Annotated in this window: 13 protein-coding genes; 9 read left to right on the forward strand and 4 right to left on the reverse strand. The window is 74.5% G+C overall.

Going from position 1 to position 16,860, the window contains the following annotated elements; genetic code table 11:
- Positions 1 to 186: 186 nt before the first annotated feature.
- On the reverse strand, positions 187 to 1,653 hold the full coding sequence (locus PYR91_RS20515) for an LCP family protein (RefSeq protein ID WP_279781807.1): 1,467 nt from the start codon (positions 1,651 to 1,653) through the stop codon (positions 187 to 189).
- Positions 1,654 to 2,120: 467 nt separating this feature from the next.
- Complete coding sequence (locus tag PYR91_RS20520; RefSeq protein ID WP_279781808.1) at positions 2,121 to 4,271, reverse strand: hypothetical protein; 2,151 nt, start codon at positions 4,269 to 4,271, stop codon at positions 2,121 to 2,123.
- A gap of 170 nt (positions 4,272 to 4,441) precedes the next feature.
- Here PYR91_RS20520 and PYR91_RS20525 point away from each other — a divergent pair, with 170 nt between their 5' ends.
- From PYR91_RS20525 to PYR91_RS20540, 4 genes are all read left to right on the forward strand, one after another.
- Complete coding sequence (locus PYR91_RS20525) at positions 4,442 to 6,475, forward strand: hypothetical protein (RefSeq protein WP_279781810.1); 2,034 nt, start codon at positions 4,442 to 4,444, stop codon at positions 6,473 to 6,475.
- A gap of 33 nt (positions 6,476 to 6,508) precedes the next feature.
- The gene (locus PYR91_RS20530; RefSeq protein WP_279781812.1) at positions 6,509 to 7,405 is read left to right on the forward strand and encodes a permease-like cell division protein FtsX; all 897 of its coding nucleotides are present in this window, start codon (positions 6,509 to 6,511) and stop codon (positions 7,403 to 7,405) included.
- A gap of 117 nt (positions 7,406 to 7,522) precedes the next feature.
- Positions 7,523 to 8,416, forward strand: a complete 894-nt coding sequence (locus tag PYR91_RS20535; RefSeq protein ID WP_279781814.1) for a glycosyltransferase family 2 protein — start codon at positions 7,523 to 7,525, stop codon at positions 8,414 to 8,416.
- Between the two features lies 1 nt (position 8,417).
- Positions 8,418 to 9,491, forward strand: a complete 1,074-nt coding sequence (locus PYR91_RS20540) for a glycosyltransferase family 4 protein (RefSeq protein WP_279781815.1) — start codon at positions 8,418 to 8,420, stop codon at positions 9,489 to 9,491.
- Here PYR91_RS20540 and PYR91_RS20545 read toward each other — a convergent pair.
- Positions 9,446 to 10,390 carry a lysylphosphatidylglycerol synthase domain-containing protein gene (locus tag PYR91_RS20545; protein WP_279781817.1) on the reverse strand — a complete coding sequence of 315 codons (945 nt, stop codon included), beginning with the start codon at positions 10,388 to 10,390 and terminating at the stop codon, positions 9,446 to 9,448. The two genes, PYR91_RS20540 and PYR91_RS20545, sit on opposite strands and share 46 nt — an antisense overlap.
- A 160-nt stretch (positions 10,391 to 10,550) precedes the next feature.
- On the opposite strand from PYR91_RS20545, the gene PYR91_RS20550 reads away from it, so the two are divergent.
- The 5 genes from PYR91_RS20550 (at position 10,551) to PYR91_RS20570 (ending at position 16,446) form a co-directional block, all read left to right on the forward strand.
- The gene (locus PYR91_RS20550) at positions 10,551 to 11,405 is read left to right on the forward strand and encodes a class I SAM-dependent methyltransferase (protein ID WP_279781819.1); all 855 of its coding nucleotides are present in this window, start codon (positions 10,551 to 10,553) and stop codon (positions 11,403 to 11,405) included.
- Positions 11,402 to 12,391, forward strand: a complete 990-nt coding sequence (locus PYR91_RS20555; protein WP_279781821.1) for a lysylphosphatidylglycerol synthase domain-containing protein — start codon at positions 11,402 to 11,404, stop codon at positions 12,389 to 12,391. The genes PYR91_RS20550 and PYR91_RS20555 overlap by 4 nt, the downstream gene beginning before the upstream one ends.
- A 350-nt stretch (positions 12,392 to 12,741) precedes the next feature.
- Positions 12,742 to 13,869 carry a glycosyltransferase family 1 protein gene (locus tag PYR91_RS20560; protein ID WP_279781823.1) on the forward strand — a complete coding sequence of 376 codons (1,128 nt, stop codon included), beginning with the start codon at positions 12,742 to 12,744 and terminating at the stop codon, positions 13,867 to 13,869.
- Between the two features lie 264 nt (positions 13,870 to 14,133).
- A complete protein-coding gene (locus PYR91_RS20565) occupies positions 14,134 to 15,237 on the forward strand; it encodes an NDP-sugar synthase (RefSeq protein WP_279781825.1) in 1,104 nt (367 codons plus the stop codon).
- Positions 15,238 to 15,522: 285 nt separating this feature from the next.
- Positions 15,523 to 16,446, forward strand: coding sequence for a DNA-3-methyladenine glycosylase 2 family protein (locus PYR91_RS20570; protein WP_279781827.1), 924 nt, complete (start codon positions 15,523 to 15,525; stop codon positions 16,444 to 16,446).
- A gap of 92 nt (positions 16,447 to 16,538) precedes the next feature.
- On the opposite strand, the gene PYR91_RS20575 is transcribed toward PYR91_RS20570, so the two are convergent.
- Positions 16,539 to 16,784, reverse strand: coding sequence for a hypothetical protein (locus PYR91_RS20575; RefSeq protein ID WP_279781829.1), 246 nt, complete (start codon positions 16,782 to 16,784; stop codon positions 16,539 to 16,541).
- Positions 16,785 to 16,860: the final 76 nt, after the last annotated feature.

The raw sequence follows: 16,860 nt of genomic DNA on the forward strand, positions 1-16,860 counted from the left end.
CGCGCTCTCCGTCGAATGTCGCGACAGAGCCGGGATTCCAGCGCGGCGATCACCGCAGGTGACGTCCCATAGCAGGACGAGATTGGACCATCCCACACGTAAGGAGAGCGTGGCTGGAGGTGCGGGCGGAGGTGCGGGCGGAGGTGCCGTGCCGGCCCCGGTTCCGAGGCCGGCGCGGCACCGCGGTCAGGTGCTGCAGACGTCGGTCTTGGAGTCGACGACGCGCGCGCTCTCGGGGATGGTGACCGGCACCTTGATGCCCTTGAAGTCGAGCCCGATGACCAGCTGGACCACCGGGCCGTCGGCCGGCGTGCCGGTGCCCTCGCCGGAGTCCGCGGTGGGAGAGCCGGACGCGATGGGCGTGAACGGCTGGACCGCCCCGGGCTTCACCTTGCCCGAGGCCGGCGTGACCTTGTTCACCAGCTTGGCCGCCAGCGGAGCGGCGTAGTCGGCGCCGTCGGTGTCCTTCTTGCCGAACAGCACCGTGGTCTTCGGCCGGCTGGTGCCGTCGGCCGGTCGCGCGTCGCCCACCTCGGTGATCGTGAAGCCCTGGGCGGCCAGCGCGGCGGCGGCCTCCTTGGCCTTGCCGTCGATGGTGGTGCCGTTGAGCACCTGGAGCCGCACCTGCGCGGGCTTGATCGCCGGCTTGGACGGCGCCGAGGAGGACGTGGCGGCGCTCGGCTTGGCCGACGGGGTGACCTCGATGTCGTTGCGGAGCGACTCGAACATGCGCGCGGCGTCCGGCTGCTTGAACTGCACCCGGTTGGCGTTCCCGGGGTACGCCTCCCACGGGACCGTCACGAACTTCACGCCCTTGGCCGTGAGGCTGCGGGCGCTCTGCGCGATCTCGATCAGCGTGTCCACGTCGAGGTTCGGGTCCATCACGACCGACTGGGCGGCCGCGGTGACGAGGCTGACCAGCTTGCCCGGGTCGGTCAGGGTGTCGCCGCTGGTCGCCTTCTTCGCCACCTGGGACAGGAAGATCTGCTGGCGCTTGATGCGGCTGATGTCGCTGCCGTCGCCCAGCGCCTTGCGGGCGCGCACGTACGCGAGGGCGGTCTCGCCCTTCACGATCTGCTTGCCGGCCGGCAGCGTGAGCTTGGCCTCCTTGTCCTGCACGGCGGTGGGCACGCAGATCTGGATGCCGCCGAGGGCGTCCACGATGTTCTTGAAGCCGGTGAAGTCGACCTTGATGTAGTGGTCGATGCGGATGTTGGTGGTGGCCTCGATCGTGTTGATCGTGCACCCCATGCCGCCCTCGTTGAAGGCCGAGTTGATCATGTCGAGGCGGGGAGGGATCGCCACCTTGGTCTGGGCGTTCCTGCACGCGGGGATCTGCACCATCGAGTCGCGGGGGAAACTGATCAGCGTCGCCTTGTCGCGGTTCGGGGAGATGTGCATGAGGATGATCGTGTCGGTGCGCTCGCCCAGCCCCTGCATGTGCTGGCCGTACCTCTTGTTGTCGCCCTCGCGGGTGTCGGAGCCGACCAGCAGGACGTTGAGCGCGCCGGTCGCGTTGACCGGGCGGTTGGCGTTGAGGTCGTCGCTGACGTCGTCGGTGCGCAGGTTGCCCAGGACGTTGCGGTAGAGGGTGTAGCCCGTGAGCGCGAGCAGCACCAGGAGGCTGGTGAGCGCGATGCTGACCCAGGCCATGAGCCGCATGCGGCCGTTGCCGTTCCGGCCAGGCCCGGAGGGCTCGCGGCGCCGGGGCCCGGGCTCCTCGGGCGGAGGCGGCGGGGGCGTCTCAGGGCCGCCGCGGCGGCGGGGAGGCCGGTCGTCCACCACATGGTGCTCGCGCCGCTCGGGGGGCGGCGGGGCTGCCGGCGCGCCCGTCTGACGGCGTGAACGCCCGCCGTCGCCCGCGGGGGGACGGTCGGGTGGCTCCTGCGCTCGGCGGCGGCTCGCCCTTCGACCGGGGGGTTCGGGCTCCGCCCGGGGGTCGCGTACCGCGCCGAGGTGTCGGTGCTCGCTCATTTCGTCACGAGGGTAGGTCACCGGCCTTGCTCTGAGCGGCATGATCGGTCGATTCGGCTGATGATCACGCGCGCTCCATGGGGGTCGATCTCGCGGGCAAGTGTACCGATATGAGGATATTTCGTGGAACCAAGTAGTTCGCAGCTTTACACGATGTTCATGGAATCCCCAGGTAGAGACGCTCCTGACCGCCCTCCCTGCCCTCGGGTCATGAGGGCCGCGGCGAGACACGCCAGCGGCACCGCCGGCAGCACGTACCGGTAGTCGAACTCGGCCGTCGCGGCGGGGATCACCAGCAACGTCGCGGCGATGCCCCACGGCAGCGTCCACGGCGCCCCGGCCGGCCCGTCCTGCGACGCGGGGCGGGCGCGGCGGCGGCCGGCGGCGGCCACGACCGGCGGGACCAGCAGGACGATGAGCAGCACCGCGCCGGGCAGCCGGGCCACGTCCTGGTAGGCGCGGATCCAGCCCGCGAACGGCTCGGCGATCGCCGTCCCGATGGGGCCCCGCTCGTAGCGAAGGGCGAACTGCGCGCCCGCCATGGCCGGGTAGCGGCCCGGCGGCGGCGGGGGGTGCTCGGGGAACTCGTAGTAGTCGTAGATCTCCCGGTCGGGGTAGACGGGCCTGCCCCAGGTGAACGAGCGGGACAGTTCCGAGAGCACCGAGCGGGCGTAGTCGAGCGGCTGGGTGCGTATGGCCAGGAACGCGAACCGCCCGGCCAGCTCGTCGGTCTCGCGGGTGAAGGTGATGCCGGGCCGCTGGACCAGGGGCGCCTCGGGCGCCCACACGTACTCCTGCGAGGGCGGCCTGAGGGCGGGCGGCGTGGGGTCGCACAGCGTCGCGAGGTCGGCGGGCGGGCGCATGCGCTCGCAGTCCGCGAACGACATGGCGCGGGCGTACAGGAAGACGCCGTTGGACCCCACGATGCCGAACCGGTGGTAGGTGGCCGCGAACCAGCCCGCGTACCCCAGCACCGGCACCATGGCCGCGACCGCCACCACACCCGCGAGCCACGCCCGGCCGCGGATGCCGGCCTCGCCCGCCCTCCGGCCCGGGCGCGGGCGGCGGAGCAGGCGCAGGACGGCCCGGTGGACGGCGGGGACCGCCGTGCGGTGCAGCAGCACCCAGGCGGCGACGATCGCGATCAGCGGCAGCCCGACGGTCCTGGTGACCGTCGCGGCGGCCAGGAGCAGGCCGGCCGCGCAGGCCGCGCGCCAGGTGCGGGCGCCCATGCCGGTGACGACGGCCGCCGCGACCAGGAACATGAACAGCGAGTCGGAGACCAGCAGGTGCTCCAGCTCGATCTGGTAGGCGTCCAGCAGCACCGGCACGGCCGCCGCGGCCGCCGCCCACCGCCGTCCGCCCCACCGCACCACGGCCGCGTAGACGAGCACGCCGGTGGCGAGCCCGAGCAGGTGCTGGGCGAACACCACCGCGCCGAAGCTGTGCAGCGGCTCCAGCGCCCGCAGGAACATGGAGTACCCGGCGGGCCGCACGAGGTCGGGCCGGGGGCGCAGGGCGGTGACCACGTAGGTGTAGGAGTCGGGGAACCAGATCGCCGGGCGGTAGCCCAGCATGGCGAGCGCCCGCAACGCCGCGCCCAGCGCGAACACCGCGAGAAACCACCGATGCCGCCCCCCGAAATCCCCCAGCCGCCCGCCGATCCGCGCCCTAGCCGCCCGCGCCCGCCCCAGGCCGCCCGCGGTGACGGACGGCCCGGGTACGGCCGTGGCCGCAGAACGGGGGGCGTCGGCGGGGCCCTCTGTGGTGGCGGGGGGCTCGTGCGCGGTCGTGGTCGCGGGGTCGGGCGTGGTCGCCGGAGGGCCGGCCGTGATGGGCGGGTCTGGTACGGCCGTGACTACAGGATGGGGGTCGTCTGTGGTGGCGGGGGGCTCGTGCGCGGTCGTGGTCGCGGGGTCGGGCGTGGTCGCCGGAGGGCCCGCCGTGAGGGGCGGGGCGGGTTCGGGGGCGGTCGCCGGGTGGGGGGCGTCGGGCGGGTCGTCCGTGGTGGCGGGGGGCTCGTCGGTGGGCGCCGGGTCCGGGGTGGTGGGCGGGTCCTCTGGCGTGGTGGAGGGCTCGTCGGTGGTCGTGGGTGCGCCGGCCGAGGCGTCCGCCGTGGCGGGGGGGCCGGCTTCGGGCGTGGTCGCGGGGGTCGCGGGGGTCGCGGCGTGCTCCGGGGGGCCGCCGGGAAGGGCGGGGAGGGGGGTGGGGCGCGCCGGGGGCCGGCCGGGACGGCCGAGCCAGGCGTACGCGTTCCGGCGCCACCACGCCGACGCGCCGCGGGGCCAGCGCTCCATCCACGTCCCTTCGTTCGTCCCGGGAGCCGTACGCTACCGGGCGCCCCGCGGAGTGCCCGCATTCCCCACGGCGGGGTGGGCGTTAGGCTCGCGCACACATGATGCACGGGACGTGGCTCGATCGCTCGCGAAGGCCGCCCGCGGGCCGGGTGCTCGCCGCGGTGTCCATCATGCCTGCCCTCGCGCTCGCGGGCTGGCTCGTCGCGGGCGTGCCCCTCCTCCTGCTCGGCCGGTTCACGCCGCTTCCCGCGTTCGCCCTGGGCGGCGCGCTGGCCGCGGCCCTGTGCTGGTACGGGCCGCGGGTGGCGATCAGGCGCGAGGCGCCGGAGGCGACGGCCTGGCAGGTGAGCGGGGTGCTGGTCGTCGCCGCCCTGTCGGCGGTGTTCAACGGCGTCCTGCACAGCGAGCAGCTCATCGTCCGCAGGGACCCCGGCACCTACGCGCAGTACGCGATCTGGCTGGCCGGGCACGGCTCGCTGCCCATCCCGTACGACCTGGCGGCCTTCGGCGGGCCCGACACCGCGCTGCGCTTCGACAGCGTGGGCTTCTACGACCACGCCGGCGCGGTGGTGCCGCAGTTCATGCCCGGGGCGCCGCTGATCCTCGCCGCCGGCCACTGGCTGGGCGGGGTCACCGGGTTGCTGGTGACGCCGGCGGTGCTCGGCGCGCTGGCCGTGCTCACCTTCGCCGGGGTGGTGACCCGCCTGGCCGGCGGGCGCTGGGCCCCGCTCGCCGCGCTGGTGCTCGCCTGCGCGCTGCCGATCATCTACACCTCGCGCACGACGTTCAGCGAGATCCCGTCGATGATCCTCCTGTTCGGCGCGGTCGCGCTGGTGCTGGACGCCCGCCTGGCCGCCCGGCCGCGCGTCACCGCCGCGCTGGCCGGGCTGGCGTTCGGGCTGGCCGTGGTGGTGCGCATAGACGGGCTGCGCGACCTGCTCCCGGTGATCGCCTACGCCGGGCTGCTGGTCGCGCTGCGGCGCGTCGCCGGCCGGGGGGCCGCGTTCGCCCCGCTGGGGCTGCCGCTGCTCGGCGGGCTGGTCGCGGGCGCGGCGCTGGGGCTGGTCGCGGCCTTCCTCGCGGCCCGGCCGTACCTGTCCTATCTGTCCGGCTCGATCATCCCGCTGCTGGCCATCACCGGGGTCGTGCTGCTGCTCACCGCGGTGCTCGCCGCCGCCGGCCCGGCGCTGCTGTCGTCCCGCGTGCGGGCGGCCGCCCTGACGGAACGGCTGGGGAGGCGGCTGTCGTGGCCCGCCGCGGCCCTCGTCGTGCTCGTCATGGCAGGCTTCGCCGTCCGTCCCTGGTTGCAGACGGTGCACCGCACGGCCGTCACCCGGGACGACAAGGCCAACGCGCAGTTCATCGGCGGTCTGCAGCGGTCGAACGGGCTGCCCGTCGACCCCACGCGCCTCTACACCGAGCAGTCACTCAACTGGGTGATCTGGTACGTCGGGCTGCCGGTCGTCGTGCTGGCCACGCTGGCGGCGGCCGTCCTGGTGTGGCGCATGACACGCGGCAGGGGGTTCGCCTGGGTGCTGCCGCTGGCGATCATCGGATGGACGACGGCGACCACCCTGTGGCGCCCGGCCATCACCCCCGACCACCCGTGGGCGTCCCGGCGGCTGGTGCCGGTGATCCTCCCGGGCCTGATCCTGCTCGCGGTCTGGGGCCTGCGCTGGCTAACGGGGCGGGCCAGGGGCGCCGGGTACGGCGGCGAGGCCCGGCGGTGGCTGGTCGCGGCCGGCGGCGTGCTCGTGCTGGTGCCCGGCGCGGTCACCTCCATCGGCACCGCCTTCACCCAGGCCGACCGCGGCGAGGCGGCGGCGATCGCCCGCATGTGCGCGGCGATCCCGGCGGACGCGACCGTGCTGATCGTCGAGCGCGCGACGGCCGACCGGTTCACCCAGGTGGTCAGGGGCATGTGCGGGGTGCCCGCCGCGCGGGTGCGCCCCGCCGGCCGCGACCTGGCGGCGCCGGTGGACGTCGACCGCGTGGCCGCCCGCGTGCGCGCGGCCGGCCGGCGCCCGGTCGTGCTGGCCGCCGAGTGGTCGCAGGCCCTTCCCTACGGCCCGCCCGCGCACGTCGTCGCCCTGGACACCCGCCAGGACGAGCGCTCCCTGGCCGGCGCGCCGGACGGCACCTGGTCGCTCAAGATCAACGTCTGGATGGCCGAGCCCGCCTCCTCACGCCCCGCCGCGCCTTGACGGCCCGCCGCGGCGCTCAGGAGAGTGGTCACCGTGGACGCGCGCGCGGACGTCACGGAAGCCGAGGAGCTGTCGTTCGGGGACGACCCCGACTCCGAATCCCGGTTACGACGATGGTCGTCGGCCCATGGGAAGACGGCCCTCGCCGGGATGACCGTGCTCGCGGTGCTGCTGGTGGCGGTGGCCGGCGCCCGTTTCCTGTCCGGCCGGTCCCTGGAACCGCTCCCGCCGCCCGACGTCGCGTTTCCCGAGCAGCTCGGCTTCCGGGTGGAGCTGTGCGAGGAACGGTGGCCCACCTGCTGGCCGGAGGGGCGCGAGAGCGCGAAGGACATCCAGCGTGTCGAGGCCGCGCTGCGCGCGATACCCGAGGTGTCGGAGGTGCGGTTCGTCAGCCAGGAGGAGGTGTCGGAGGAGCTTCGCCGGTACGCCGGCGGCACCCCTCGCGGCGCGCAGGGCCGGCGGCTGGTCAGGATGGCGTTCGCCGAGGGCTTCCGCGGGACCATGCGCCACGCGTCGGACTTCGCGCGCGTGGCCGAGCAGGCGAGGGACATTCCGGGCGTGCAGGGAGTGGAGCGCAGGACGACGGGGTTCTGGGAGGGCAAGGCCGACGTCGCCGTGCGGCTGTGCGGCCGGGACGACCAGGGATGCCCGCTCGCGCACCGGCCGATCAGCCCCGACCGCAAACGGGCGGTCCTGGAGACGATCCAGAAGGCCGAGGGCGTCGACACGGTCTACCTTTCGGACCCCGCCTTCGAGATGAGGCTGGAAAGGCACTACGACCCAGGGCCGGCCGACTCGGCGCGGGCGCGTCCGGAGCGCGAAGTCCTCTACGTCAAGACGGACGGGCCCGCGGAGGCCGCGCTCGTGCTCCAGGCGGTCGAGGGCATGCCGGGCGTGGAGGCGGCCTGGCGGCTGCCGCCCCCCGGGTAGCCCGCGCCGCCGCGGGGAAAGCTCACAGGTAGTGGGCGAGGTGGACTCGGATCCCGGCCGGGCACTGTATTCTCGCCCGACGTGAGTGTGACCGAGACGCCTGAGACGGGATCCGCCGTGGAAGCGAAGCCGTACGTGACGATCGTCCTGCCGTGTTACAACGAGCAGGACCACGTCATCGCCGAGGTCGAGCGCATCTGCGGCGCCATGGACACCAGCGGTTACACCTACGAGCTGATGGCAGTGGACGACCACTCCACCGACCAGACCCTCGTTCGGCTGCGCGAGGCGGAGCACCGCTTCCCCCACATGCGTGTCGTGGCCTTCCACCGCAACGGCGGCTCGGGCACGGTGCGGCGCATCGGCACGCAGGAGGCGCGCGGCGAGATCGTCGTGTGGACCGACGCCGACATGACCTACCCCAACGAGCGCATCCCCGAGCTGGTGCAGCTCCTGGAGAAGGACTCCACGATCGACCAGGTCGTGGGCGCCCGCACCAGCGAGCAGGGCTCGCACAAGTTCCTGCGGGTGCCGGCCAAGTGGTTCATCCGCAAGGTCGCCGAGCGCCTGGCCGGGCAGGAGATCCCCGACCTCAACTCCGGGCTGCGGGCCTTCAGGCGTTCGGTGTCGCTGCCCTACCTGCGGCTGCTGCCGCCCGGCTTCTCCTGCGTCACCACGATCACGCTGGCGTTCCTGTCGAACCAGCACGACGTGCACTACATGCCGATCGAGTACAGCAAGCGGGCCGGCACGTCGAAGTTCAGCTTCATCTCCGACGCCTACCGCTACATCCTGCAGGTGCTGCGGATGGTGATGTACTTCAATCCGCTCAAGGTGCTGATGCCGCCGGCGATCTGGCTCGTGGTGATCGCGCTCGGCAAGGGCGTGGTCGACATGGTCAGGCACCCGTTCTACTTCCCGGCGAGCACGGTGATGGCCTTCCTGTCGGGGTTGATCATCGGTTCGCTGGCCCTGCTCGCCGACCTGATCGTCCGATCTCGGGGCGAATGACGTGCGCGTCGCCATCGTCGGCCCGGCGTTCCCGTACAAGGGCGGCGGGGCGCTGCACACCACCGAGCTGGCCCACCGGCTGACGGCCCTGGGCCACGATGTCGTCGTGGAGTCCTGGCGCGCGCAGTACCCCTCCTTCCTCTACCCCGGGCAGCAGACGATCGAGGTCCCCGAGGGGGAGCCGTTCCCGGGTGTGCGCCGCGAGCTCGACTGGCGCCGCCCCGACGGCTGGCTCGCCTGCGGCCGCAGGCTGCGCGGCGCCGATCTCGTGGTGCTCACCCTGCTCAGCCCGGTTCAGGTCCCCGCCTACCTCGGCATCCTGTACGGCCTGCGGCGCGAGGCCCCGGTCGTGGCGCTGTGCCACAACGTGCTGCCCCACGAGCGCAAGGCACATGACGCGCCGCTGGTGCGGGCGCTGCTGCGGCGGGCCGACCGCGTGCTGGCCCACTCCGAGGAGCAGGCCGGCCTGGCGCGCGGCCTGGCGCCCACGCCGGTGAGCGTGGCAGCCCTGCCGCCGCACCTGCCGGGCAAGGCGGGAACCGGCGCGGGGGGCGGGGTGCGCCGCCGGCTGCTGTTCTTCGGCATCGTTCGGCCCTACAAGGGGCTCGACCTGCTGCTGCGCGCGCTGGCCCGCGTGCCGGGCGTCTCGCTCACGGTGGCGGGGGAGTTCTGGGGCGGCCTCGACCAGACCCGCGCCCTGGTCACCGAGCTGGGCCTCGGCGAGCGGGTCGACCTGCGGCCCGGTTACGTCCCCGCCGAGGACGTCCCCGAGCTGTTCGCCGGCGCCGACGCCCTGGTGATGCCCTACCGCTCGGCCACCGGCAGCCAGAACGCCTGGCTGGGCCACGAGCACGGCGTCCCGGTGATCGCCACCCGGGTCGGCGCGCTCGCCGACCACGTCACCGACGGCGTGGACGGCCTGCTCACCGAGCCCTCGGTGGAGGCTCTGGCGGCCACGATCGAGCGGTTCTACGCCGACGGCGAGCCCGAGCGGCTGCGCCAGGGCGTCAAGGCCGTCGACCCCGAGCCCTACTGGGCGGCGTACGCCTCGGCCTTGCTGCCCTCCGGCGCCTGAGCGCGCGCCAGCGCGAACCCGATGCCGGCCCACAGCAGGTCGACCAGCGTGAAGGCGAGCCGGGAGACCACGGCGACCACCAGCGCGCGCGGGGCGTCCAGCACGGGGGCCAGCACGAGCACCATGGCGCCCTCGCGCACCCCGATGCCCGCCGGCACGATCACGGTGAGCAGGCCGGTCGCCCAGGCCAGCGCGTACGCCCCGGCCGCGACCGCGTACAGCGACGGGCCGGCCGGGCGCATGTCGCCGATCAGCAGCCAGATGTGGATCCCGTAGACCAGCCATCCGGCCATCGTCCAGGCCGCCGCCGCCAGCATCGCCCGCCCGGTGAGCACCCGGTCGAGCGGCTCCCTGCGGGCGATCCTCAGCACGAGGTTGAGCCCGAAGGTCAGCACCCGGGGGTGCAGGCCGGCGGCGATGAGCGGGATCAGCGCCAGCAGGTACCACGCCTGCCTGGCCACGTGCCCGGAGGTGAAGGGCAGCGTCGCGGCGGCGAGCGCGAGCGCGCAGCCGAGGGAGGTCACCAGCGCCACCACGGTCGCTCCGAACGTGCGGCGCGGCGGCGACCCGTGGTCGCGGGCCAGCTCGGCCATGGCGGCGAACGCCCACACCGAGCCGGGCACGTACTTGCCGAGCTGCCCCATGAACATGACCTTGGCGGCGACCCGCGCGGGCAGGGGCGAGCCGAGCCCGGCCAGGACCACGCGCCAGGCCAGGAGCATCAGCCCGGCGCCGGCGAACACGGCGGCGACCGACCCGGCGACCGTCCAAACCGACAGCGTGGTCAGCGCGCGCACCGACTCGTTCCAGTTCCTGGCCAGGCCATACGCCAGGAAACCGAGGGCGACGAGCGCGAGGGCCACCCGCAGCAGGCGGCTCGATCGCAGGCGGCTCAGCATCCGCCCAGCGTACGACCCCGGCCCTACCCGCCGGTAGCTCCCGGGCCGCGCCTCCCGCAACCACGATGCAAAGCTTCGGTGCGCACCCTGTGCCCCGCGGGCGGCCGATCGGCGGTGAACGGGCGGGGGCGCGGGGGCGGCTCCACTAGGGTTGGGCGGCGTGGGTAAGGAACGCACGGCGCAGCTCGCGTACTCCGAGTTCCAGGGCGCGATGCTCGACGAGGCCAAGCGCCGCCGCAAGGCCGCCAAGATCATCGCGGTGCTGGGGCACTTCCTGGGACGGGACCCCGGCGACGACGGCGCCAAGGTGCTCGACGGGCTGACGGTCGCCGACATCGGGTGCTCGGCGGGCTTCATCGCCGACGAGCTGGCCTCCGCGGGCGCCGAGCGCGCCTTCGGGGTCGACATCGACGTTCCCGGGCTGCGCAGGGCCGCCGAGCGCTTCGGCGGCCATGTCGAGTTCGTGTGCGCCGACGGCACCGCGCTGCCGTTCCCCGACGGGTCGGTCGACGTCCTGGTCTTCAACCACATCTACGAGCACGTGGTCGACCCCGACGCCGTGATCGCCGAGATGCGCCGGGTGCTGTCCGACGACGGCGTGCTCTACCTCGGGCTCGGCAACCGGCTCGGCGTGGTCGAGCCTCACTACAAGCTGCCGTTCCTGTCGTACCTGCCGCCGTCCCTGGCCGACCGGTACGTGCGCGCCTCCGGGCGCGCCGACCACTACTACGAGCGCTTCCGCACCCGGCGGGGCCTGCGGCGCATGCTGGCCGGCTTCCACGTGTGGGACTACTCCTTCCCCGTGCTGGCCTCGCCCGGGCGGTTCGCCGGGGGCGAGCTGTTCCCCGGCGCCGTGGGCCGCGCCGCCCAGGGCGCCCTGGCCAGGACACCGCGCCCGGCCCTGCGCGCCCTGCTGCCGGTCGTGCCGACCTACCTGTGGGTGGCCACCAAGACCCCGCGCCGCCCCCTCGGCCCCGCGCTCCCGCAGCCTCCCGAGCCCGTCCGCACACCGTGACCGGCCCGTCTCCCGTGGTCACCGAGAACGCCGCGACGCCCGCCGGGGTTCCGCCGCGCCGGAGCGCCCGCGGGAAGGCGGTGCGGCTGGCGTTCCTGGCGGTCGCGCTCGGCTTCGGCGCCTGGGCCGTCTCCACGCAGTGGGCCGAGGTGTCCGACGGGTTCTCCCGGCTGTCGTGGCCGTACGTCGTCGGCGCGCTCGCGGCGGTGCTGGCGGCACTGGCGGCGGGCATGCTGATGTGGCGGTCGCTGCTGGCCGACCTCGGCTCGCCGCTCCCCTTCCTCGCCGCGGCGAAGGTCTTCTTCGTCGGCCAGCTCGGCAAGTACATCCCCGGGTCGCTGTGGCCGGTGCTCGCCCAGATGGAGATGGGCCGGGACCTCGGGGTGCCGCGCCCGCGCAGCGCCGCCGCGTTCTTCCTCACCTACCCGATCTACATGGCCACCGGGCTCACGGTCGCCGCCGTCACGCTCCCCGCCTTCGCCGGCGACTCGGCGGCCCCCTACGCCTGGCTGCTCGTGCTGCTGCCCGTGGTGGCCGCCGGGCTGCACCCCCGCGTCGTCAACGCCGTCCTCGGGTTCGGGCTGAGGAGGCTCAAACGGCCGCCGCTGGAGCACCCCCTCACCCGCGCGGGCGTGCTCGCCTCTGTGGGCTGGGCCTTCGCCGGCTGGCTGTTCTACGGCACGCACCTGGCGCTGATCGTCGCCGGCCTGGGCGCCACCGGCCCCCGGGCGGCGATCCTGTCCTTCGGGGCCATCGCGCTGGCCTGGTGCCTGCAGTTCGTCGTGGTCGTCGTCCCGGCGGGGGCGGGGGTGCGGGAGGTCGCGATGATCGCGGTGCTGGCCCCCGTGCTCGACCCCGGGTCGGCGATCGCAGCCGCCCTGTGCTCGCGGCTGGTGGTGACCGCGGGCGACCTCGTCTGCGCCGGCCTCGCCGGCCTGGCCGCCCGCCGGGCGCCGGGCGTGCGCGTCCGCACGCGCGGCGCCTGAGCCGCCCTCACCGGGTGCGGCGCGCGGGGGAGCAAACTCACCTGAGATCTCCGCTGGTGTGCGCGACGCCGGAGCGCACGGCACCCCGCGATCTCCGTACGGGATCTTTGCGGCGCCCCGGGTTTGCGCAGCCACCGGCCGCGCGTCGGCTGAAATGCTCTGTGATTTCTCTCTCGATTCCGGGAAGCCTGGCAATAGAGTGAAGTAGATGGGATCGGGGTGAGGGAGCCGGTTGGGCGACCGGCGGGGCACGATCGTGAACCGGCCGGTCCGCGCGGTGCCGCGCGGCCTTCGCCCACACGCGGTCTCCGCCCCGGGCCTGTGTGGAGACCCGAGAGGAGAGTTCGCCCGTGACCCCGCGAGTGCTGGTCGACGCCGCAGCGGTTCCCGCGGATCGCGGGGCCCTGATCCGTTACGTGGACGGGCTCGCGGCCGCTCTGCACCGAGCCGGCGCCGACTTCGGCATCGTCTGCCAGCAGGCCGACGCCGAGCGCTACGGCAAGATCGCCCCCTCGGCGCGCATCCACCCCGGGCCCAAGGTGATCGGCAGCCGCGGCGCCCGCCTGGTGTGGGAGCAGACCGGGCTGCCCGTCCTGGCCCGGCACCTCGGGGCCGAGGTCATCCACGCTCCGTACTACTCGATCCCGCTGCACTCGGGCATTCCGATCGTCGCCACCGTGCACGACGTCACGTGGTTCACCGAGGAGGAGCAGCACAACACTCCCCGGGCCTCGTTCTTCCGCGCCGCCACGCGCACGGCGGTGCGCGACTCCGCGCGGGTGATCGTGCCGTCCAAGGCCACCAGGGACGAGCTGGTGCGGGTGCTGTCCGCCGATCCCACGCGCATCGACGTCGCCTACCACGGCGTCGACCCGGCGCTGTTCCACCCGCCGTCCGCGGTCGAGGTCGCCAGGGCGGCCGGCCGGCTCGGCCTGCACGGCCAGCCGTACGTCGCGTTCCTGGGCGCCTTCGAGCCGCGCAAGAACGTCCCCAACCTCGTCAAGGGCTTCGGCCGCGCCGTCGGCGACCTCCCCTCCCCGCCGGCGCTCGTGCTGGCCAGCGGCGCGGGCTGGAACGACGAGGTGGAGGCCGCCATCGGCCAGCTCCCGGTGACGGTGCGGGTCGTGCGTCCGGGCTACCTGTCCTTCGCCGACCTCGCGGGGTTCCTGGGCGGCGCGGTCGTGGTGGCGTTCCCCTCGCGCGGCGAGGGCTTCGGCCTGCCGGTGCTGGAGGCCATGGCCTGCGGCGCGCCCGTCCTCACCACCCACCGCACCTCGCTGCCCGAGGTCGGCGGCGAGGCCGTGGCCTACACCGAGCCCGACGCCGACGGCATAGGCGTCGCCCTCAGGGCGCTGCTGGAGGCCCCCGAGCGCCGTCGCACCCTGTCGGAGGCCGGCATCGCGCGGGCGCGTGAGTTCACCTGGGACGCCTCCGCCGAGGCCCACATGCACGCCTACCAACGCGCCATCGACCGCTAGCCCCTCGCCCAGCTCCCACCCCGTCCGGCGCGCGCCAAGCGCTCATCCTGGACCGGCCCGGCCGCCACGAAATGGTGCCTTCGGCGCGCCTTCTTGGGGCGACTCTCACCCAGCCCACTCCTCATCGTGGCGCGGACACACGTCTTCGGGCTTTCGCCGGCATCGCGGCGGCCCGGGGGTTCCCCGAATTCGCGGTCGTGTCTCCTGCCAGGCGCAGACGGTCTCGGATCGGCGTCCGGCCGATCAGTGAGCTAGCCTCGCGGTGTGACGGAGAGCCACCCGCCCGAGCCGGCGCACCTCGAGGCCATCCTCCTAGTCGGCGGGCAGGGCACTCGGCTGCGCCCGATGACCCTGCGCACCCCCAAACCACTGCTGCCCACGGCCGGCGTGCCCTTCCTGGCCCACCAGCTCGCGAGGGCGAGGTCGTTCGGCGTACGCCGCATCGTCTTCGCCACCTCCTACCGGGCCTCGATGTTCGTCGAGGCCTTCGGGGACGGCGAGGAGTTCGGGCTGTCGCTGGAGTACATGACCGAGGAGGCGCCGCTCGGCACGGGCGGCGCCATCCGGAACGCCGCCCAGGCGCTCACCTGCGGCCCTGACGCGCCGGTCCTCGTGCTCAACGGCGACATCCTGTCCGGGCACGACATCTCCGCGCAGATCGCCATGCACGTCGAGCGCCGGGCCGCCGTGACGCTGCACCTGACCGAGGTGGAGGACCCCTCCCGGTTCGGGTGCGTGCCGACCGACGACCAGGGGCGGGTCACGGCGTTCCTGGAGAAGACCCCGCATCCCGTGACCAACCGCGTCAACGCCGGCTGCTACGTGTTCCAGCGGTCGGCCATCGACCGCATCCCCGCGGGCCGGGTCGTCTCGGTGGAGCGGGAGACCTTCCCCGGCATGATCGCCTCCGGCGAGACGGTGCTCGGCTACGCCGACCGGTCGTACTGGCTGGACGTCGGCACCCCGGCGGCGTTCGTCCAGGGTTCGTGCGACCTCGTGCTCGGACGTCTGCACTCCGCCGCCCTTCCCGGCCCCGAGGGCGAGTACCTCGCCCTCCCCGGGGCCCGGGTGTCACCCAGTGCCAAGCTCTCGGGCGGCACCGTCGTGGGCGCGCGCGCCGTGGTGGACGCCGAGGCCGCCGTGCACGGCAGCGTGCTCGACGACGACTGCCACATCGAGTCCGGGGCGACCGTCTCGGAGTCGGTGGTGGGCGCGGGCGCGCGGATCCGCTCGGGCGCCGTGGTCCACGACGCCGTGATCGGCGACGGTGCCGTCGTGGGCGCCGACAACGAGCTGCGCTCCGGCATGCGGGTGTGGCCCGGCGTCCACCTGCCGCCGTGTGCCATCCGCTTCTCCAGCGAGATCTGACCGCCCCGGCACGTGCCGGGGCGCGAGGGTGACCGGGTCCCCTCCGGTTGGTGCGCGCTCTGGCCCGCCCGCCGCGGGTGGCCGGGGCCCGCCAACCGCCTCCCCGGGGTGATCTGACCCAGGCGTACCGGCATGCGGGCGATCGGGGCCGCCCGGCCGGTACACGATCCGTCCAAGCCCGGCGCGGGTGTGGTCCACCTGCCGCTTTCGGGGGGCTGATCGCCCCCGCGTGGGTGCGCCGGTCGTGGGGGGTCGGGCGGTTCGGTGCGGCAATACGCTGGCGGTGTGCGGGAACGAAGGTGGCGGCCCGATGGGCCGCTCGACGTGGGGCGGACGCTCGCTCCGCATCGCCGTGGCGGGGGTGACCCCGCCTGGCAGGCCACTCCGGACGGCGCGATCTGGCGCACGTCCCGCACGCCGGACGGCCCGGGCACGCTGCGGGTCACGGCCCTGCCGCTGGAGGCCGTGGTGCTCGGCCAGGCGTGGGGGCCGGGGGCCGAGTGGATGCTGGAGACCCTGCCGAAGCTCCTCGGCTCAGACGACCGGCTGGCCGACTTCGGGGAGCTGGTGACGCGCCTGGGCTCCTCGGGGTACGGGCTGGTCCGCGAGCTGGCGTCGCGCCACCCCGGGATGCGCTTCGGTCGCACCCTGCGGGTCTTCGAGGCGCTGGTGCCCGCGGTGCTGGAGCAGAAGGTCGTGAGCCGCGAGGCCTGGCGGGCGTGGCGGACGCTGCTACGCGCCTATGGCGAGCCCGCCCCCGGCCCGGCGCCCACCACCATGCGGGTCTTCCCGGCGCCCGAGGTGTGGCGGGTCATCCCCTCGTGGGACTGGCACCGCGCGGGCGCCGAGGCCGTGCGGGCGCGCACCATCGTGAACGCGGCGCGGCACGCGGGCAAGCTGGAGGCGGCGGGTGACGCGGAGGCCGACCGCCTGCTGCGGGCGCTGCCGGGCGTCGGGGTGTGGACGTCCGCCGAGACGCGGCAGCGCGCCCACGGGGACCCCGACGCCGTCTCCGTGGGCGACTTCCACCTGCCGTCCCTGGTCGGCTGGTCGCTGACCGGCGCCAGGACCGACGACCCGGGGATGCTGAAGCTGCTCGCGCCCTACCTCGGCCACCGCCACCGCGTCGTCCGCCTGCTCGAACTCGGCGGCCGGCGCCCGCCGGCACGTGGCCCGAGGATGGCCGCGCGGGACTATCGGTCGTTCTGATCGCTCGTCGGCCGGCTTGGATCCGCCGGCCGGCGCCCGCCGGGACGCGGCCCGAGGACGGCCGCGCGCGACCATCGGTCGTCCTGAGTGGGTCACCGGCCCGTCTGGACGCGGCGGGCGGCGCCGGCCGGCACGGGGGACGAGGATGGGCGGACGCGGGTGCCGGTCGTCCTCACGCGGTGGACGCGCCGGCGGACCGGGGCCGCGGGCGAGGGCTCGGGAGGGGCGTAACCGTTTCGAGGGGTCGTTCTCCAGTCGCGGCCGTCGCGCGTGTCGGCGCCGAACAGCGGGGCGAGGACGGCCGTGGCGAGGATGAAGGCGAGGACGAGCCAGCTCATGGTGTCTCCTTGGGCTCCGGAGGGGACCGGCCCGGGAGGGCCGCGGCGGCCGGGAGGCCGACTTCCTCAGTATGTT

Origin of the sequence: Sphaerisporangium sp. TRM90804, assembly GCF_029846175.1 — a bacterium.
Lineage (GTDB): Bacteria > Actinomycetota > Actinomycetes > Streptosporangiales > Streptosporangiaceae > Sphaerisporangium.